The following is a 17,158-nucleotide window of genomic DNA, read 5'->3' as shown; positions in this document are numbered from 1 at the left end:
GCGTCGAATATCGCGCAACTCTCCTCGGGACGGTCGGGCTGTTAACGTCGATGTTTACTATGCACTCGTGATCGAGAAGACAGATGCATGTATCAAGGCGGCTCGACGGGTATCGCAAGCTGTTCGGGAACTTCTCCGCATCACAGTCTTCACCGTAGATGGCGATGGCGCGGTCTATGAGATGACTGATGACGATCTCATACGACGGTAGACGGGCTCCAGCTAGTTCGGGGGCGACCTGCTTTACGCCGTCCAGAGCGCGGTCTCACTGGACCGCAAGCGCTCAACCTTGATGTGACATCCGGCCCGAGCGAACCTGGTAGCCCAGCTCGCGCAGAGCCCTACAGCGCCAGTAGTCTCACCACTCCCAGTAAAAGCCAACGACTGTCCTTTCGATAGCTTCGACGTATCGGTGCACGGCGGAATGTTCATCAAGCGCGTGTTCATCGCGGTCAATCAGTTTGTTGCCAGGGCCCGTGTAGTGAGCCCACTCGCCCCAAAAGGCGCCGCTAGGCAGCTTCTCCGGATGGAATTCGACGCGTATGTCCAGGTGTTCTACGCGCTCATGACTGCCGCGTCGCATCTCCGGCGGAGGTGCGACGTCGTACTTCAGGAGTGTCCAGAACTCGATATAGTGATCCTCCCCGGCCTTCAGCGCATGGGGAAATTTGAGATCCACTGCCCAGATACCTGGTCCCAACTGGTGAAGGACTCCGCCTTCTCCGCCGCGAACTGATCTAACGCGAGCATGGGGAGTATCGATGCGGTACTGATATACCGACAGCCCGTCGACACGCGCCCGAATCATGATCTCCGTGCGGTGGCGCGACGGAAGTCCGTCTGCCCCTAGCCAGTGGTGCTCTTGCAACTTGAGCGTGTCGTAGTCGTGTGCCCGATACTCAGGCATCTGCTCAGGTGACGGTAGCGTCCCCACGATGACAGCCGGCCGCTGATCTCCTCGATACAATGCGCGGACATGTGTCACCGCCTTGTCCGAGAACATGAAGGCACCAAGGAAGCACCGCAGCAGCCGTGGACTAAACCCGAGACCGCGAAGCGCCTTACTCACGGGGTCCTTGAGCCTGCGTGGCAAGCTCTGATCCGTCTCTGGCTCGATCGCCTGGTCCCACATGTGCAGTGCGAGCACTTGACAGATGGCGGACTGGGTGATGTCTCCGGGCTTGATCTCATCGGCGACCTCTTCCCACTGGTCACGTGCTGGGCCCGGCTCAGTCAGAAGCTCCCTGAGGTACAGGCCGGTTGCCTGCTCCGCACGTCGCTGTCGAGCCGTTTTGCCTGTTCGGGGCATATGAAGCCGGTCTCCTCGTTTCGAGCGACATCCGCGCGACAGGGCGTCCGTACCGTCTACCTACGAAGGTACTGGATCGAGTGAGCGAAGGAGGTGGCAAACATGAGCAGCCCTGGTTACGGCCTTCGTCCCAACGAAACCGGTTGTCGATTACTTCCTGGGACGGCCTGTGCGACAGGGACGCCGGCCGTGTGTCGTGGCGTCCGGGGGACACACTATGGATGTTTGTAGGAATAGATCCGGTGTTATTCATCCAGCTCATGCTCAGCGAAGGGCAGACTTGCTCTCGATCCGTGAAGGGGCTGGAAATTGAGGCGACAGGAGGTCCTAACATGGGTGTTCGGAATTGGTTGAGCGCAGCGGCCGTCACGGTCATGATCACGTCAGGATTGGCCGTCATGGCTCCGCTGGCCTCGGCGGCCACCCGCCTCGGCGGCATCGACCTGGGCGCCTACTGTCAGAAAACAGTCAATCCGGGGGACGGCAGTGTCGCCTACTTGGTTGAGAACCACGCGAGGGGATGGCCCTGCGTGGACTCGACGTGGGTGGGCCCGCCCTTTGGCTGGGCGACCTACCGCGTGCGAGACATGGATCTCAACCACGCCTGTAGTTTGCAGTACGGGGGCGGGGCGTATGCAGTACTTGAGCAGAACCACGCGCGAGGCTGGGCGTGCTATCGATAGCACACGCGGACACATCGACTGGATGAGGCTGACCGGCTCGACCGCCCTTTGAAGGCTCGGGTGCGGCGCTCTCCTGATCGCCGCTCCGGTCTACTTGCCCCTCCAGTCAGGCCGCTGGCCGCCGCACGAGCGGCGTCGGCCTTGCCTCGATCACCCGTTGGTGTCGGCACCGTGGCTGGCTACGCGCGGTGAGGAGGCCATCTGCCATCTCCAGCAAGCCCTCATCCTGTTCCGCGATCTCGGAACGCCTACGAACTCGCCCAAACTCTCGACGGGCTGGGCAGTCCGCACATCACTCTCGGCCAGCACGCACACGCCGGCGCGGTGTGGAGGGAGGCGCTGGAGCTGTTCCGGGAACAAGGCCGCGACGCCGCCGCCCGCCTGCGACTGCAACTCGACGACCTTGATTCGGCCGCGGACAACGACCCAGTGCGTTCATGCTGAGTCCAGAAGAAATTTGATCTTCATGGTGGTTGAGCCGGGCGTATTCGTACTGGTAGCAGGACTTTAGTCAGCCTGTTGACAGGGAAAGAGGATCTTGCCCTGCCTGGCTGTGTGACTGATCAGTAACCTTAAATCTTCCCTTAGGACGCGCTAATCAAATAGCGGTGCCGCCTGGCTGCGTCCATGATGGCACCACACACTTAGACTGGTCGGAGTTGACCGATGAGCCAGCGGGATCAGACATTTTGGGATGAAGGCTTGCCCAAGGCTTTCGACCCTGCGGAATTGGAACGTGTAGCCGAAGACCCGGTCGTTTTGGTTGCTGGCTCAACGTTTCTTCCTGGAACCATCGGCGCGGACGGCAACGCCGTAGTGGAAATTTTCCCCCTGGAGGACGGACGCTCGGCTCTGCTGGCTTTCTCATCGCTAAATTGCCTGGTGTCCTGTATGGGGCAAGCCCAACCGTGGATTGCCGTCAAAGCCGAACTTCCCGTAGAGCGGTTGCAGATGATGGCCCACGCGGATTTGATCATCTGGGACACCGAACTTCCGCCTGAATCCCGTCGAACTGAGGTATAGGAAAATGAGTCACGGCTTCGAAGTTGACATCAGTGAATTGCATGCGATCTCGGAGCGGCTTCGCGGCGCCGGTGACATGCTGAACCAGCAGAGAAACCATCTTCCGCCGGGGCCGGCTAACGCGGGGATCAGCACTGAGAGCCTCAGCGAGGCTATGGTCCGCGTCATCGCGAGGGCTTCGGCGCAGCTTGACGACCTCGAGGACCTGATCGGCAGCCTCGGGCACTCCCGCGCTTGGTACGAAAGCGCCGATGCGCGAGCCCGAGGGGATGTGCTGCGGACGCTCACCGGCGCTAGTTCGCCGCCAGGGCTCTATCCGGCCCCTAATGATCCCGAGAGGCAGCTTCCGTGACCCAGCCCGCCAGTCTGTTCCATGTGCCTGCCGCGCCACGCGGTGCCCAGAGTCTTAGCGTGATCGTCGACGGCGACGCGGGCCAGCTCCACACCGCGGCGGCCTGGCTCGCCGCTCTCGCGCGGGCCGCCGCCACGCTCGTCGACGACTTGGCAGCCTCGGCCCGTCAATCGGAGTCCGGGTGGCGCGGTGCCGCCGGCGACGCCTTCCGGGGCAAGCTCGCGCGTGACCGCGAACGCGCCGATCAGCTCCACTGCGCCGCGGCCGATTACTCGAGGGCGATCCACACCTTCGCAGACGAGATCACAGCGGTCCGAAACGCCATGGCGGACGCGAAGGCCCTCGCCAATAGCACCGGAGCCCGCGTCACCGACACGGCCATCCAGTTCCCGATCCCGCTGGCGAATCCCGCGCTCGGTGGCCCCAGCGGCGCCGTGACTGCGCTCGTCTCGGCCGCCCGGGTCCGCGAACAGGCCGCGCACCACGCGCTGACGGCGGCACTGAAGAAGCATCAGACGTTCCTCGACGCACTGTTTTCCGCGACACGGCCCTACAACGTCGGCAAGAGCATCTTCACTCTGTCCACGGGCACGCAGACCTATCTGGATGAGGTCACGGACCGCGCTCGGTCGCTGCGCGCCGCAGCGTTCGTCGCCGACAACTCCGAGGGCGTCCTGCGTTCGGCGTCCTACGACTCTATTTTCTCCACCACCCCCGCTGCCGCCGCCGACGAGGCCGCCCGGGCGGTCCGCGGGCCCTTGACCTATGGGCTGGGCAACTACGTCGAACCCGCTGGAGCCGGGCTAAAGTCCCTCGCCGGGTCCGTGTCGGTCTCCAACGGGGCGCTGGCGGCGGTGGGTGTCGGCCTCGACGTCGCCTCCGGCACTCCGCCGGTCAAAGCCGGTGTCAAGGGCGGCGCCAGCTTCGCCGCCTCCAGCCTGGCCACCGCAGGGCTCGTCGCGCTCGGTGTCGGTACCGGTCCAGTGGGGATCGCAGTGCTGATCATCGCCGGTGCAGTCGCCGGTGCCGGCACCGGATACGCCATCGACCAGGTCTGGAAGTAATGGCCGACGAGCAGCACCCAGCCACGCCACCCGTGGGTGTCCCGGACAATGCCGAGGCACTCACGACCGATCAGGCGGAGCGATCCAGGCTCGACAAGATCAAGGAGATCGCCCCGATCGTCACGGTACTGGGAGCTTTTCCGGGTGCCGTGACCTGCCTCAACTTCGCCTCAGCCCACAACATCTATCCCTACAGCAGCAACCCACTTCATGGGTTGTTCGTCGGCACCGGACTGGTGATCACCAGCCTCGGCTTCGCGATGTGGGCGATCGTGAGAAAGACGCTGAAGATCTGGAAAGTGCTTGGCTGTCTTGTCGCGGGATCCGTGGGCAGCGTGCTGGCCACGGCGGCGATTATCGGCCTCGGCGCGACCCCAACGCCGGTCCCCGGGGCCAGTCTCAGCGCACAGACCGCTTTGAAGATCGAATCGCCTACGGACAATCAGCGGATGACCGGCGGCTTCGAACTGTGGGGCAGGCTCCTGAACCCCTTGCGCACCGGAGACACCCTGTGGGTGTTCGCCAATGACGGAGGCAACCCCGACGCCGATCGATCCGGCAAGTTCACCCTCCTACGCGGGCCGTGCACCGTCGACGCCGGCAGCAACCTCTCCACCTGCCCCGTCAACCTGGCTCAGGATGCGAACAACAACCGCCTGGTCACTCTCACGGTGCTCAGCGTCACCGCGGCCCAGGCACGACACTTCGTGGAAGATCTGTACGCCGGGGCGCAACTTGACCAGAACCGACGTGACTGCGGAGACGGCCGGTGCCCATTGGTGAGCCGGCCTGACCCCCGAAACAAGAACGGTTTACCCGGAGGTAAGGAAATTACTGTTACTGATCACCGAACTGTCACCATTCCCAAACCCTGACCGGGTCGGTGATCCACCAGCTAGATCGAGACATGCTCGCAGACAAAACCGGTAGATCTGGCAAGTGCCGACGTACAGGTCGGCCGTACTTGACACCCGTGGAACGAATGACGGCGCGAATCCGGTGTTCCGGGACTGTAAAACGAGCGGTGTAACTCCCAATCATGGAAGTGCACCTGATGACCGACATGATGTGCGGCGTGGAGAACGCCGAGGACCCGAAGCCGGTGACCGGCCTGGACGGCCTGGACGGCCTGGATGAGCAGCTCGTCGCGCAGTTGCTGAGCCGCGCCAAAGCCAGCGGGCTGAAACTGACCTGTGAGGGCGGGGTGCTGCAGCTGAATGCGTGAGTGAGCCTGTGAAAACCACTGCGCTCATCGGGATGGCTGCGGCCGCGACCGGGTGCTGTGGGCGCTGCTGTACGAGACCACCGCCCGCGCCGACGAGATCCTCGCCCTCAACGTCGAGGACCTCGACCTCCGGAACTCCCGGGCCGGCGTTATCCGGAAGGGCAGCGCGCCGGACATCGTCACCTGGGACCGTGGCGGGCTGGCCGCCCGGCTGTAGATGTCCGGAGTCGTCTGCACCGATGTCCTGAAGTCCTCTGCACGCCCCGGTGGATACGGCTCTTCCCCGCTGCAGCTTGACCGCTCCTTGGCGTTGAGGCTGCCTGGTCGCTGGCGGCTCTCGCTCCACGAGAATTGGTGGTCGGGTAGTGCCTGGTAGAGGGCTCTAGAGACCTTTAGAGCCGGTGGGACGACGACGCGGCCCGCGCGGTGCTACTCCGCATCGATCCGGCCCAGACATCCCTGTTCTGAGGGTTCACGCGCGCCGCTGCCGATAGCTCGGCCGGTACCGTTTCGACGTGAGCACATCTAACGAGCACCACGTGCGGCAGGGCCCGAACCTCAATTGGCTGGCCGACATCGTGCTGCAGGTCCACGGCAAGTCGAACGAAGTGGTGCTGCGGGTTACCCCAGCCCATGTCGACGAGCTCCGCGAGCTACTCGAAGCCGAAGGTCTTCGTGCGTACCCCGCGCTCGAACATTCGATGGTCAACGGCCCCATGCTGGAGATGCTGACGGTGCCGGCCGCCGTGACCGGAGGGTCTGTGGTGTGGGCCATGCGGGGCGTCGTGCTGGCGTTCATGGCGCGGAACAAGGATAAGGAAATCACCTTCGGCACCGCGAACTTCATGGCCACGTTCAAGGGGACGTCTGTCAAGGAAGCCGAGCGCTTCACCGTGGCAACGTTGGAGAAGGTGGAACAGCAACGGATGAAGTTGGAGCCGTTGCCACAGGCGAGGAAGTCCGACGATGAAGTGCCTGACACGGAAGCCAAAGAAGAGGTCGAAGCGAAGCAGGACACCGAGTAACCCGGAAGGCGGCAGTAAAGCGAAGTGGGCCAAAAGATCAAGAACCTCATCGGATAGGAATAGTCAGGCCCGCGCTCTCCGGGGAACCAGTGGGTGCGGGTCTGGGTGGGCTCGGAGGAGGAATTCCCAGCTGGCGCTATGCGGCTCGTCCGCGCGATCGCTCAAGGTGTTGGTGACGCGAGTTGGCTCAAGGCGTGAGCGAGCGCTGTTGCGGTGAGGTGCCACGACGTTTCTGCGCTTAGGCTCGGGCCGTTCGCCAGTTTCGGTGTCCACAGGACGTGAACCCGGTCGACAGCGGGATCACCGTCGATGAGGAATTGTGGTTGCACCTCGCCGACGACGATATTTCCGCGTCGCGCGGTGATGCGGCCGCGGTCGTGGTCGGGCCACGCGGTGAGCTGGTGTGTGCCCCAGGCGGCGCCGGCGCCGCTCATCGCGGTGGTGAATCCGGGTGCGTCGTCGGTGGGGAACCATTGGCGGGAGGGCACGAGGATGTGCGCCTCGGCCATCACCAGCGCGTGTTCACGTATGCGGCCGAGACTTGGACCGCACGAGGCGGCGCCGGGCTCATGGTGGATCAGGTGCCAACCCGGAGAGGTGCCCTGCTCGTCCGCGCCGCGCCAGCTTCACCATCTCGTGCAGTTGCCCGCCGTGCCGGGCTTGCCAGCTCTCTGCGCCGCGCCGCCACGACAAGATCGCCCCGAACCACTGAACTCGTCATCGCGGGATTCCCTTCAGTGTGTAAATCAGTTGGAGCAACGGGCAGAGGGTAGCTGCGGGCGCCGACAATCGCGGTGGTCTCACGCGGCCAACTCGGCAAGGGCCGACGGCGGACGGAGTTGACGGTGCCCCTGGCTACAATTCGGATGCTCACGCGATGAGAAGGTCCGGAATGCCGGAGTACCAGGGGATCGAGATTTACGCCGTCGGGAAGATCGAGCACAAAGGCTGGCGCAACCAGCTGCTACCGGTCTTCGACGATTACGACTACAGCAACGATCAGACGGGAGTGCAGTGGCCTTGGCCAGCGAACCCGATCCGTGACCTTCCGGGCGCGATGTACGTCGGCCCCCACTTCCTGGGCGACGACCACGGCTGTTTCCACGGCGAGAACACCCACGGCGTGGCCGCCGGAGATGCCGCCTGTGGCGGTGCATATCGAGGTCTCACACGCCCGGACGTGGTCAAACGATGCCTGATGGCAATCGAGCAGGCCACGCATGTGTTCGCGTGGATCGACAAGGGCGACGCCTACGGCAGTCTCGTCGAACTCGGCTACGCCCGCGCGCTGGGCAAGCACATCTACCTCTACCTGGCCGAGGATCTGCCGGAAGAGAACGACCTGTGGTTCGCCACGCAGGTCAGCAGCTTCGCCGGCCGCGCGAAAACCGCCCGCGAAGCCTGGGAAGACCTCACTCTGCGGTTGCCCGGATCCCGACTCTGATCAGTAACTGCCCCACATGACACTGCCCGGCCGCCTGCAGAGGAGGCCGGGCAGTTTCGTGAGGGTCAGTAGGTCGGGGGCTCCCAGCTGCCGGGCCGACAGAAGCGAAGGTTGCTGCCGTCGCTGTCGGAGGTCTTCCTGATCCCCGCTGAGATACCGCCGTCGCGGTGCCCGGAACGGGTGCGCGTATCTACGCCGCAGGCCTCCGCGAACTCGTACACGTCGAATTCCGCCAAGAGCTTGAGATTGATCATGGTGGAGTGACCGCGAGACAACCGAGAACGCCCAGGTCGTGCAAGATCGACATGTCACGAGCGGCGAGACCCTACAGGCGCACCCTGGAGATCCCGATCCGCCCCCGCACCGGGACACCGGCACGATGCCCGTGGGGCCACGACCTCGCGATCGCCGGAGTCCGGCAGAGCTGGTCCCAGGACCACCGAGCACCGGAATGGCTCTGCGAAGCCTGCTACGCCCTCCCCGGCCGATCGGGCACCTGGGCGCTTATCGATCCGTCGCCGACGCGACACGTTACTAAGGACCAGGTCGATGAGTACGGACTCCGCCTCGTCCTGCTCCGTCCACCAACGTGGCCGGGATCGGATCCATCCAGCTGCGACTGGGACACACGACCTTCGGTGAAGTCGAGCTCTCGCTCTGCTCGATCGACCGGCGCGCGATCCTCGTCCACGTCGACATCGAAGAGAAACACCGCCGACGGGGAGCGGGCTCCGTTCTCGTCGCCGCGGCTGCCGCACGAGGTCCGCGCTACCAGTAGACGACCCTGCCGGTCGGCGACCCCACGTCGCTCGCGTTCTGGGCCCGGACCGGTGCGCCAGGGCCAGCGACGCCGCACCCCTGCGCGCATCAATTGAGGCGAATGTGGTGCGCCCTGCCGCGCGATGGTCCAAGTGGTGGTGATCGCGCCAGCCTCGGCTCTGACGGGTGTCCTGATGATTTGGTGCCTGCGAGAATCGCTCGCAAGATCAGGGCATCGTCAGAGCTCTGACACGATGAAGAGCAGGTAGAGAAGTATGGCTCAGGGCAGTGTGAAGTGGTTCAACAGCGAGAAGGGCTTCGGCTTCATCGAGCAGGACGGTGGCGGGCCGGACGTTTTCGTGCACTACTCGGAGATTCAGGGCAGCGGCTTCAAGTCCCTGGACGAGGGGCAGCGCGTCGAGTTCGAGATCGGCCAGGGGCAGAAGGGCCCGCAGGCCCAGCGCGTCACCGCCATCTGACGCTTCGGTACCGACGGTCCTGGTCTGAATCAGGCCAGGACCGTCGGGCGCCTGAAGGCATGGAGCACGGCACGACGGGAACTCTGTTCCAGCGCGGCCCGCCGACTCGTCCGCTGCTCGGGGTGGAACCAGTTTCGAAAGAATTTTGACAGTTGGTGCGTCTGACCCGGCTAGTAGGTGAAGGCACCTGCAACCGAGAAGGAACATGATCATGAAAGCCGCACCTGACACCCCTGAACCGATGTATTGGGAACTGCTAGCTCGGCCTCCTCACTACGAGTGCAGCCGTATAACGTGGGCGATGATGCGCAGCCAGAACGAGACATCGTCGCTCGAGAAGTCAGCGCATTCGTTCGATCCGGCGGAGGCGACTCGTCGGGCGACGAAGCTGTTTCTCAAGAATCAGCCTGGGGTGTGGCTACCGGCGAAGCTGGCCAGGTACGCGGGCTTCACGCGTAAGAATGCAATATGGCGCTGGCGTAAACGCTCCGGCTCGGATCCCGTCATCGAGGCCCTGGTTCCGCTCGAGTACACACACGTCGGCACGGACGCGCCACGGCAGCATGTGCATCGCTGCGGCAGTGGTAAGTCATCGATCATCCTCGCCCTTCAAGAGCTGCTCGGCCACTGGGAGGAAGTGGCGAAAGCCTCGCCTGCTGACGACGTTCCTCGAGATTCGATTCTGGCTGCACGCGACGTAACTGCGGCTGCGCGAGAAGTGCGCCGGTCGATGTTCCTGGATCCGCCGGAGGTCAGTGAAGCGAGCATCGGAGCCTTCGCCGTGACGTGGCTGGGGCGGAAGAAGAACCCGAGGACGATCGCCGACGTCGGGGACGCGATCCTGTTCGCCGACCTTGATGGAGAGCTCACGGTCGACCTCCTCCGAAAGCAAGCCGAGCTCTACGGGCGCCGAAACGAACTGCTGACCGCGAGACCGTTTTGCCGTCGGCGGGTGGAGTCGCTGGAACAGGTCGGGCGACTCGACATCACCAGGTGCGTGGTTGTCGGCAGCTCGGGCCCGATTTCGCCGGACGTCGAAGTTGAGCGTCGTCTGGAGCCCTTCGCCGACGACCGGATCGGCCGAGTGCTTGCCCAACTTCAGCCCGACGAACTCAAAGTTGCCCAGGCATGGGCTCATGACCCGAAACTGAGTTGGGTCGGCGCAGCCGAAGCATGCGGCCGGGTAGCTGCGTTCGGGACTCGAGTCCAGCGCAAACTCACCCGCCTTGGCCATCAGTTCCGAAGTCGAACGGCGGCACTTGCCTGACTGGTTCGTCTCCACCGGTCGACAACATGCTCGCGGGGCTCGACACGCCGGTGTCCGACCACCAATCTCAGTTTTTCTTACCGAGAGCCTACGCGCGCGCTCGCGCGCGTGTGCGCGTGACGCGCGCGCTCGCGCGCGTAGCGGTCCGGCTCCGACATCCAGTAATACATGTCTTTGCTGGTCAAGGCCTGATCGGCGGAGGTGCGGCGGCTTGGTTCGCCTGCAACGCCAGCAGGTGTCCCGGCGAGTTGACTTCCACGTGTTCGTCGGCGTGCGCGGCTATGGTTCTTGCCAAGGCCTTACGGGTGTCGTCGGCGCGATCCGCCGGCGCCACCCAGCCAGCCGGACGCGGCTGGAGACCATCAGGACTTCACACATCCGTGGAGGACAAATGGCCAAACGGCCGAAACGAAAGAAGAAGGTCCGGCACCACCAGGTGAGAAGCGCAGTAGTGGCAACTGCCGCGCTTCTCTTCGGCCTGGCGGCGCTGGTACACGAGGTCGTCAGCCTCGTGCAGCTGATGGTTGGGTAACCACCGAATGAGGGGTCGGGCCAGAAGGTCCGGCCCCTCTTTCGTGCACGGCCACTGTGTTGCAGTCCGGCACTGCAACGCAGTATCGCACGCTTGACGCCGGTGGCAAGGGCTCATACGAGGCGGCTGCCTGCGGAAACACGTGGTCAGTGGGCACTTATCTGCGCAGATATTCACGCATGGGAGACATGTTCCTGGCGTGTCGAGCCATGACACCCCACCACTTCACGGCTGCCAGCTCAACTCATCACCCGCAAGGACCTCTGCCAGAACCGGAGCGGATCGCGCTGCTGGGCCGGTTACTCTCCGGCCATGACCTCAATCGCGGGGTCAGCCGGGCGCGCCGATTCGAGCGCTGCAACGCCACGACCTCGTTCGCGGCCCGGGCCTGCTCCTCGGCGGCGATACGCGACTCTTGCGCTTCGGCGGCCTGCGACTGCGCGGCTTTACGGGATGCCCGAGCTTCCCGCGCCTGCCAGATCGCGATGCCCGCCGCAATCACGGCGACCGCGGCTGCGGTCCAGCCGGCGTGGTCGCTGATGGCCATGAGCACAGCAGGAAGAACGGAGACATAACGGAGACCAGAACTCGCGCTGGCAGTCGCAAACTTGATCTAGAAGTCAATGAAACCGCAGGTAGGGGCCCTGCGTTCGACTGCCGGTTCAAGATCACTGCGATCGAACCCGCTGGCTTTTAATCCGAGGGAATCTGCAACTTATCGGCGTTGACGGGTTCGTACGGCTGCGGGGTCATGGGTAGACCACCCGGTCGGGTTACATAGCTGGAGCAGACGGTGTGACCCCATTTGGCGGGGGTGGGACGTAGTGCTCCAGATTTGCTCCAACTACTGAACAGTAACTGAAGTTCGGCGTGCCAATTCTCAAAGTGAGGTGGAACGAAAAAACCGCCCTACCTTGGCTGATCTGCCAGGTGGGCGGTGCTTCGTCACTGTGGAGCTAAGGGGACTCGAACCCCTGACCCCCTCACTGCCAGTGAGGTGCGCTACCAGCTGCGCCATAGCCCCGGAGCGAAGTTGTACTCCGCATCTCGTGTTTCCATACATTACACCGCCCTTGTAGGCCGTTCGCGCGGGGGTCGTTCTGTGCGGTCTCGTTCGACGTCGTGACGTCTACCTGCATCTTTGAGCCTTATTTTTAGTCATTTATAGATCCTGACTATGACTGCCGTTACGTTTCGACCCTCGTGACACCGAGGTCCCCATCCGCTACGCCGCGTCTCCACTGGACTCCGCCTCAGCTCGCCCGCCCGCCGAACAACCCGAACGTGCGGTTCCGCAGCTTGGTCGCCGTCTCGCTCGGCGGGAACGGGACCATCAGCCGGGTCGTCAACGACCGCGGCGTACCGGCCAATTCGGGCACGAACGTGGCGTACCTGGTCGCGTATCCCTGACCAGGCCCCGGTGCGCGCCGTGATGGCGGTCGCGGCGTCACCCCAAAGGGTGGCGTGCCGCGCGGGCTCTCGCTGACGCTTCGATACTCGGCACATGCCTCTCGTCGGACTCACCGTCGTCGAACCTCGCCTGGCCTGGCCGCTCGCCGCCGTCCGCGGGGTTTTCGCCATCCTGTTCGGCGTGCTCGCGCTGATCTGGCCGGGAGCGACCGTCCTCGCCCTGGCGATCATCTACGGCATCTACGCGATCTTCGACGGCATCGGCGCCCTGATGCAGGCCTTCCGGCCGGGCGACGCCGCCCATCGCGCCGCCTACGGAGTTCTCGGCGCGTTCGGCATCATCGCCGGGGTGCTGGTCCTGATCTGGCCTGGCATCACGGTGCTCGTGCTGGCCCTGCTGGTCGGTTTCTGGGCGATCTTCACCGGCATCATGGAGATCGTCGCCGCGATCCGGCTGCGTAAGCAGATCGAGGGCGAAGCCTTCCTCATCGCGGCAGGCGCGCTCTCGCTCGTCGCGGGCATCGTGATCGTGTTCAACCCGCTGGCCGGCGCGTTCGGAATCGCGTTGCTGGTCGGGATCTATGCCCTGCTGCACGGCGCGATGCTGCTCGTCCTGGCCTTCCGGCTGCGGAAACTCACGCAGGCCTGAAAGCCTGTCGCAGGTGGACCTGTGCCCCGGCGCAGCGCAGGTTCGACAGGCTCGGTGACCCCTCGACCGCGGTCGCGACGGCGAAGCGATGACCTCCCCGGGAGGCCTCGGCCAGACCGTGGAGCAGCAGCCGTGCCTGCGCGCCCTTGCCACGATGTGCCCGTGGCGTGGCCGAGCCGCCGAGGAGGACGCCGGGTCCGTGCGAACTCAGGGCCGCCGCGGACACCGGCACACCGTCCTCGATCAGGAGCGACCGCCGGATCCGCGGATCGGCGTGCTCGGCGGCGATGAACGCGGTCACGGCGTCGCTGGTTTCGTAGCCGTCCAGCAGGATCCTCAGGAACACGTCGACGTCCGGAGAGTCGTCGACATCGGCGCCCGACGGAGGGAATCCGGTGAGCGGGAGGACCGCGACCGGGCGGACGCCGTCGGGGACGAGTCCCGTGTCGCGTGAGATCAGGTCTGGCGGGAGTACGAGCGTCGGCCGGTCTCCGTCCCAGCACGACGCCGTCGTGAACCGGACGGCCTGCGCCAGGTTCGCCTCGGTGACGCCGGAGATCGTGCGCAGGAACCGCAGCTCCGGCGCCGTCGCCAGCACCGCGAGCAGACCGTCTTCTCGCCACGCTTGGAAGGTGCCGGGAAGCCCCGCCGTGGTGGCCGCTTCGCACGCGACGACGGTACGGTCGTGGATCACTTCTTCGGTTTCGGACAGCATGACCCGAACGTAGGAGGACGTAGGCTGGGCCGGTGAGCCAGCCGATCCTGTTGACCGTCGACGACGATCCCGCCGTATCCCGTTCGGTCGCCCGCGACCTGCGCAAACGGTACGGGAAGGACTACCGGATCATCCGGGCCGATTCCGGTGCCGACGCGCTCGACGCGCTGCGCGAGATCAAACTGCGCGGTGATGCCGTGGCCGCGATCCTCGCCGACTACCGCATGCCGCAGATGGACGGCATCGTCTTCCTCGAAAAGGCGATGGACCTGTTCCCGAACGCCCGCCGCGCGCTGCTGACCGCCTACGCCGACACCGACGCCGCGATTCAGGCGATCAACGTGGTCGACGTCGATCACTACCTGCTCAAACCGTGGGACCCGCCGGAGGAGAAGCTCTACCCGGTCATCGACGCGCTGGTGGAGACCTGGCGCGCGGTGGGGGAGCGGCCGGTCGACGAGATCAAGCTCATCGGCCACCGGTACTCGTCGCCGTCGTTCCACCTGCGAGACTTCCTGGCGCGCAACGCCGTGCCGTACCGCTGGTACTCCGTGGACGACGACGAGGGCCGCCGGATCCTGGACGCGGCGGACGCCGCGCCGCACGACATCCCGGTGCTGGTCACGCCGGACGGCACGGTGCTGCGCCAGCCGTCCGGGCCGGAACTCGCCGACGCGGTCGGCCTGTCCACGCGGCCCGCGCAGGAGTTCTACGACCTGATCGTCATCGGTGGCGGGCCGGCCGGGCTCGGGGCGGCCGTGTACGGCGCGTCGGAGGGGCTTCGGACGGTCATCGTCGAGCGCAAGGCCACCGGCGGGCAGGCGGGCACCAGTTCCCGCATCGAGAACTACCTCGGCTTCCCCGACGGCGTCTCCGGCGCGCAGCTCACCGACCGCGCGCGGCGGCAGGCGTTGAAGTTCGGCGCCGAGGTGCTGACCACGCGTGACGTCGTGGGCCTGGAGGCGCGCGGTTCGGCGCGGGTCGTGCTGTTCGGTGACGGGACCGAGATCGCCGCGCATTCCGTGGTGCTCGCCAGCGGCGTCACCTACCGGGCGCTGGAGGCCAAGGGCATCGCCGACCTCGCCGGCCGCGGCGTTTACTACGGCTCCGCCGCCACCGAGGCGCCCGAGTGCAAGGGCGAGCACGTCTACATCGTCGGCGGCGCGAACTCGGCAGGCCAGGCGGCCGTCTTCTTCTCCAAGCACGCCGCCGAGGTCACCATTCTCGTCCGCGGCCAGTCGCTCGAAGCGTCGATGTCGCACTACCTGATCGAGCAGATCGCGGCGATCGGGAACATCCACGTCCGCACCCGGACCACGGTGGTCGAGGCGCACGGTGAAGACCACCTCGAACTGCTGACCCTGTGTGAGAACGGCGGCGCGACCGAGACCGTGCCCACCGGTCACCTGTTCATCTTCATCGGCGCGGCGCCGCGCACCGACTGGCTCGGCACGGAAATCCAGCGTGACGACCACGGTTTCGTCCGGACGGGACCGGATCTGCTCACCGACGGAACCCCGCCGCCGGGCTGGCCGCTGGACCGCGACCCGCACTACCTGGAGTCGTCCGTCCCCGGGGTGTTCGTGGCGGGCGATGTCCGTGCGGCGTCGGTGAAACGCGTCGCCTCGGCCGTCGGTGAAGGCGCCATGGCGGTCACTTTGGTACATCGCTATTTGGAGGAGCAATGAGCGTTCTGCCCAGGGAGGAACTGCGCGGGCTCTTCCTTTTCGAGCACCTCGGCGAGGACCAGCTCGACTGGATCGACGAACACGCCGTGCTGGAGCAGTACGACGGCGGCACCACGGTCATGCGCGAGGGTGAACCGGCCACCTGCTTCTACGTCCTGCTGTCCGGCGCGCTGAGGATGACGCGGCTCGTCGGCGGTACCGAGGTCGAGACGATCCGGTCCGACCAGCGCGGCGCGTACTGCGGCGCGACCCAGTTCTTCGTGCACCAGGAGACCGAACACACCTACGGCGGTTCGGTGCACGCGGTCAGCGACCTCACCTTCCTCACCCTGCCCGCGGCGGAGTTCGCCACCGAGTTCCGCCGCTGGTTCCCGATGGCGACGCATCTGCTGGAGGGCATGTACCTCGGCTGGCGCAACAGCGACACCGTGATCGGCTCACGGCGGCGGCTGCTCGCGCTCGGCGAGCTTTCCGCCGGGTTGACCCACGAACTCAACAATCCGGCCGCGGCCGCCGTCCGGGCGACGGCGTCGCTGCGGGAGCGCGTCGCGGGGATGCGGCACAAACTCGCGATGCTGGCGAAGAAGAACGTCGACCCCACGCTGCTGGAGCAGCTGCTCGAGATCCAAGAACAGCTGGTCAAGCAGGTCGCGTCGGCGCCGAAGCTGACCGCGATGCAACAGGCCGACCGCGAGGACGAGATCGGCGACTGGTTCGACGACCACGGCATCGACCAGGGCTGGGATCTCGCCGACATCTACGTCCGCGCCGGGCTGACCGTGCCCGATCTGGGCAGGCTGCTCGACTCGGTCGGGGAGACCTTTCTCGACGGCGCCGTCCGCTGGCTGGCGTACGCGCTCGAGACCGAGATGCTGATGGGCGAGATCGAGGATTCGACGACGCGCGTCTCGGTGCTGGTCGGCAAGGCCAAGCAGTACTCGCAAATGGACCGCGCGCCGCATCAGTGGATCGACGTCCACGAAGGACTCGACTCCACGCTCGTCATGCTGGCCGGCAAGATCGCGCCGGGGATCCGTGTCGTGAAGGAGTACGACCAGACGGTGCCGAGGATCCCGGCGTACGCGGGCGAACTGAACCAGGTCTGGACGAACATCATCGACAACGCGCTCGGTGCCATGGGCTCCGAGGGCTCGCTGACCCTGCGGACGTCCAAAGTGGACGATAACGTGCACGTCGAGATCGGCGACACCGGGCCGGGGATCCCGGCGGAGATCCGGCAGCGGATCTTCGAACCGTTCTTCACCACGAAACCGGTGGGGCAGGGGACCGGCCTCGGCCTGGACATCTCCTGGCGCATCGTCGTCGAACGGCACCAGGGCGATCTCCGGGTCGACTCGGCACCCGGGGAGACGCGGTTCACCGTCTGCCTGCCGGTCTCGGAGCAGTCCGTGATCTGACGGGGGAGCCGGGCGAAGTCGTCTGAAGTACATGAAGGCCTCCTTGCTTGCGCCTAGCGCAGGGAAGGGGGCCTTCATGTACTTGCGGAAGGTGTGAAGGTCGAGTTACTTCGGCT

At 65.2% G+C, this 17,158-nt stretch carries 19 protein-coding genes, 1 tRNA gene and 1 pseudogene; 14 read left to right on the top strand and 7 right to left on the bottom strand.

The features are described 5' to 3' along the window. Positions 1 to 358: 358 nt before the first annotated feature. Positions 359 to 1,309 carry a hypothetical protein gene (locus BS329_RS30535; RefSeq protein WP_076164967.1) on the bottom strand — a complete coding sequence of 317 codons (951 nt, stop codon included), beginning with the start codon at positions 1,307 to 1,309 and terminating at the stop codon, positions 359 to 361. 1,349 nt (positions 1,310 to 2,658) lie between these two features. On the opposite strand from BS329_RS30535, the gene BS329_RS42885 reads away from it, so the two are divergent. The 7 genes and pseudogenes from BS329_RS42885 to BS329_RS30495 all read left to right on the top strand — a co-directional run bounded on the left by BS329_RS42885 (position 2,659) and on the right by BS329_RS30495 (position 6,681). Further along, positions 2,659 to 3,015, top strand: a complete 357-nt coding sequence (locus BS329_RS42885; protein ID WP_143253268.1) for an SAV_915 family protein — start codon at positions 2,659 to 2,661, stop codon at positions 3,013 to 3,015. A 4-nt stretch (positions 3,016 to 3,019) separates the two neighbouring features. Continuing rightward, positions 3,020 to 3,367, top strand: coding sequence for a hypothetical protein (locus BS329_RS30520; protein ID WP_076164964.1), 348 nt, complete (start codon positions 3,020 to 3,022; stop codon positions 3,365 to 3,367). Between the two features lie 59 nt (positions 3,368 to 3,426). Further along, on the top strand, positions 3,427 to 4,431 hold the full coding sequence (locus tag BS329_RS30515) for a WXG100 family type VII secretion target (protein WP_076164962.1): 1,005 nt from the start codon (positions 3,427 to 3,429) through the stop codon (positions 4,429 to 4,431). Beyond that, positions 4,431 to 5,306, top strand: a complete 876-nt coding sequence (locus tag BS329_RS30510) for a hypothetical protein (protein ID WP_076164961.1) — start codon at positions 4,431 to 4,433, stop codon at positions 5,304 to 5,306. Before BS329_RS30515 ends, BS329_RS30510 begins: the two co-directional genes overlap by 1 nt. A 179-nt stretch (positions 5,307 to 5,485) precedes the next feature. Next, positions 5,486 to 5,641 (top strand): annotated as a pseudogene (locus tag BS329_RS30505) (IS256 family transposase); the annotation flags it as partial. Positions 5,642 to 5,708: 67 nt separating this feature from the next. Then, positions 5,709 to 5,873, top strand: coding sequence for a site-specific integrase (locus tag BS329_RS30500; RefSeq protein ID WP_084750349.1), 165 nt, complete (start codon positions 5,709 to 5,711; stop codon positions 5,871 to 5,873). A 298-nt stretch (positions 5,874 to 6,171) separates the two neighbouring features. Next, on the top strand, positions 6,172 to 6,681 hold the full coding sequence (locus BS329_RS30495) for a hypothetical protein (RefSeq protein ID WP_143253266.1): 510 nt from the start codon (positions 6,172 to 6,174) through the stop codon (positions 6,679 to 6,681). 161 nt (positions 6,682 to 6,842) lie between these two features. On the opposite strand, the gene BS329_RS30490 is transcribed toward BS329_RS30495, so the two are convergent. Beyond that, the gene (locus BS329_RS30490) at positions 6,843 to 7,190 is read right to left on the bottom strand and encodes a hypothetical protein (RefSeq protein ID WP_076164957.1); all 348 of its coding nucleotides are present in this window, start codon (positions 7,188 to 7,190) and stop codon (positions 6,843 to 6,845) included. 368 nt (positions 7,191 to 7,558) lie between these two features. Between BS329_RS30490 and BS329_RS30485 the strand changes: the two genes are divergently transcribed. Beyond that, positions 7,559 to 8,125 carry a hypothetical protein gene (locus BS329_RS30485; protein ID WP_143253265.1) on the top strand — a complete coding sequence of 189 codons (567 nt, stop codon included), beginning with the start codon at positions 7,559 to 7,561 and terminating at the stop codon, positions 8,123 to 8,125. A 65-nt stretch (positions 8,126 to 8,190) separates the two neighbouring features. Here the strand turns inward: BS329_RS30485 and BS329_RS30480 are convergent, their stop codons facing one another. Then, positions 8,191 to 8,379 (bottom strand): hypothetical protein, encoded by a 189-nt coding sequence (locus tag BS329_RS30480; protein WP_076164954.1) that lies wholly within the window; start codon positions 8,377 to 8,379, stop codon positions 8,191 to 8,193. A 335-nt stretch (positions 8,380 to 8,714) separates the two neighbouring features. On the opposite strand from BS329_RS30480, the gene BS329_RS30475 reads away from it, so the two are divergent. The 3 genes from BS329_RS30475 to BS329_RS30465 all read left to right on the top strand — a co-directional run bounded on the left by BS329_RS30475 (position 8,715) and on the right by BS329_RS30465 (position 10,630). Then, on the top strand, positions 8,715 to 8,903 hold the full coding sequence (locus BS329_RS30475) for a hypothetical protein (protein WP_076164952.1): 189 nt from the start codon (positions 8,715 to 8,717) through the stop codon (positions 8,901 to 8,903). Between the two features lie 256 nt (positions 8,904 to 9,159). Continuing rightward, positions 9,160 to 9,363: a cold-shock protein gene (locus BS329_RS30470; protein ID WP_076164950.1), complete on the top strand. Its 204-nt coding sequence runs from the start codon at positions 9,160 to 9,162 to the stop codon at positions 9,361 to 9,363. 211 nt (positions 9,364 to 9,574) lie between these two features. Continuing rightward, on the top strand, positions 9,575 to 10,630 hold the full coding sequence (locus tag BS329_RS30465) for a hypothetical protein (protein ID WP_143253264.1): 1,056 nt from the start codon (positions 9,575 to 9,577) through the stop codon (positions 10,628 to 10,630). 779 nt (positions 10,631 to 11,409) lie between these two features. Here the strand turns inward: BS329_RS30465 and BS329_RS30460 are convergent. From BS329_RS30460 to BS329_RS45225, 3 genes are all read right to left on the bottom strand, one after another. After that, positions 11,410 to 11,709 carry a hypothetical protein gene (locus BS329_RS30460; protein ID WP_143253263.1) on the bottom strand — a complete coding sequence of 100 codons (300 nt, stop codon included), beginning with the start codon at positions 11,707 to 11,709 and terminating at the stop codon, positions 11,410 to 11,412. Between the two features lie 404 nt (positions 11,710 to 12,113). Then, positions 12,114 to 12,186 (bottom strand) — tRNA-Ala (locus BS329_RS30455). Positions 12,187 to 12,415: 229 nt separating this feature from the next. Next, positions 12,416 to 12,541: a hypothetical protein gene (locus tag BS329_RS45225; protein ID WP_279628208.1), complete on the bottom strand. Its 126-nt coding sequence runs from the start codon at positions 12,539 to 12,541 to the stop codon at positions 12,416 to 12,418. A gap of 125 nt (positions 12,542 to 12,666) precedes the next feature. Here BS329_RS45225 and BS329_RS30445 point away from each other — a divergent pair, with 125 nt between their 5' ends. Continuing rightward, on the top strand, positions 12,667 to 13,221 hold the full coding sequence (locus BS329_RS30445; protein WP_076164943.1) for an HdeD family acid-resistance protein: 555 nt from the start codon (positions 12,667 to 12,669) through the stop codon (positions 13,219 to 13,221). Here BS329_RS30445 and BS329_RS30440 read toward each other — a convergent pair. Beyond that, positions 13,208 to 13,936, bottom strand: coding sequence for a hypothetical protein (locus tag BS329_RS30440; protein WP_076164941.1), 729 nt, complete (start codon positions 13,934 to 13,936; stop codon positions 13,208 to 13,210). The genes BS329_RS30445 and BS329_RS30440 overlap by 14 nt on opposite strands. Positions 13,937 to 13,968: 32 nt before the next feature. Here BS329_RS30440 and BS329_RS30435 point away from each other — a divergent pair, with 32 nt between their 5' ends. Then, on the top strand, positions 13,969 to 15,624 hold the full coding sequence (locus BS329_RS30435) for an NAD(P)/FAD-dependent oxidoreductase (protein ID WP_076164939.1): 1,656 nt from the start codon (positions 13,969 to 13,971) through the stop codon (positions 15,622 to 15,624). Next, on the top strand, positions 15,621 to 17,042 hold the full coding sequence (locus BS329_RS30430; RefSeq protein ID WP_076164938.1) for an ATP-binding protein: 1,422 nt from the start codon (positions 15,621 to 15,623) through the stop codon (positions 17,040 to 17,042). The genes BS329_RS30435 and BS329_RS30430 overlap by 4 nt, the downstream gene beginning before the upstream one ends. The last annotated feature ends 116 nt before the right edge of the window (positions 17,043 to 17,158 follow it).

Origin of the sequence: Amycolatopsis coloradensis, from assembly GCF_001953865.1 — a bacterium.
Taxonomy (GTDB): Bacteria; Actinomycetota; Actinomycetes; order Mycobacteriales; family Pseudonocardiaceae; genus Amycolatopsis; species Amycolatopsis coloradensis.
The sequence above is the reverse complement of the archived record's forward strand: the minus strand, read 5'-3'. Positions and strand labels throughout refer to the sequence as shown.

Coding starts and splice junctions, on each gene's coding strand:
- BS329_RS30460 (WP_143253263.1), bottom strand. CDS start 11,709: ATGGCCATCAGCGACCACGCCGGCTGGACCGCAGCCGCGGTCGCCGTG.
- BS329_RS30440 (WP_076164941.1), bottom strand. CDS start 13,936: ATGCTGTCCGAAACCGAAGAAGTGATCCACGACCGTACCGTCGTCGCG.
- BS329_RS30490 (WP_076164957.1), bottom strand. CDS start 7,190: ATGGCCGAGGCGCACATCCTCGTGCCCTCCCGCCAATGGTTCCCCACC.
- BS329_RS30480 (WP_076164954.1), bottom strand. CDS start 8,379: ATGATCAATCTCAAGCTCTTGGCGGAATTCGACGTGTACGAGTTCGCG.
- BS329_RS30430 (WP_076164938.1), top strand. CDS start 15,621: ATGAGCGTTCTGCCCAGGGAGGAACTGCGCGGGCTCTTCCTTTTCGAG.
- BS329_RS30485 (WP_143253265.1), top strand. CDS start 7,559: ATGAGAAGGTCCGGAATGCCGGAGTACCAGGGGATCGAGATTTACGCC.
- BS329_RS42885 (WP_143253268.1), top strand. CDS start 2,659: ATGAGCCAGCGGGATCAGACATTTTGGGATGAAGGCTTGCCCAAGGCT.
- BS329_RS30465 (WP_143253264.1), top strand. CDS start 9,575: ATGAAAGCCGCACCTGACACCCCTGAACCGATGTATTGGGAACTGCTA.
- BS329_RS30470 (WP_076164950.1), top strand. CDS start 9,160: ATGGCTCAGGGCAGTGTGAAGTGGTTCAACAGCGAGAAGGGCTTCGGC.
- BS329_RS30535 (WP_076164967.1), bottom strand. CDS start 1,309: ATGCCCCGAACAGGCAAAACGGCTCGACAGCGACGTGCGGAGCAGGCA.
- BS329_RS30510 (WP_076164961.1), top strand. CDS start 4,431: ATGGCCGACGAGCAGCACCCAGCCACGCCACCCGTGGGTGTCCCGGAC.
- BS329_RS30520 (WP_076164964.1), top strand. CDS start 3,020: ATGAGTCACGGCTTCGAAGTTGACATCAGTGAATTGCATGCGATCTCG.
- BS329_RS30445 (WP_076164943.1), top strand. CDS start 12,667: ATGCCTCTCGTCGGACTCACCGTCGTCGAACCTCGCCTGGCCTGGCCG.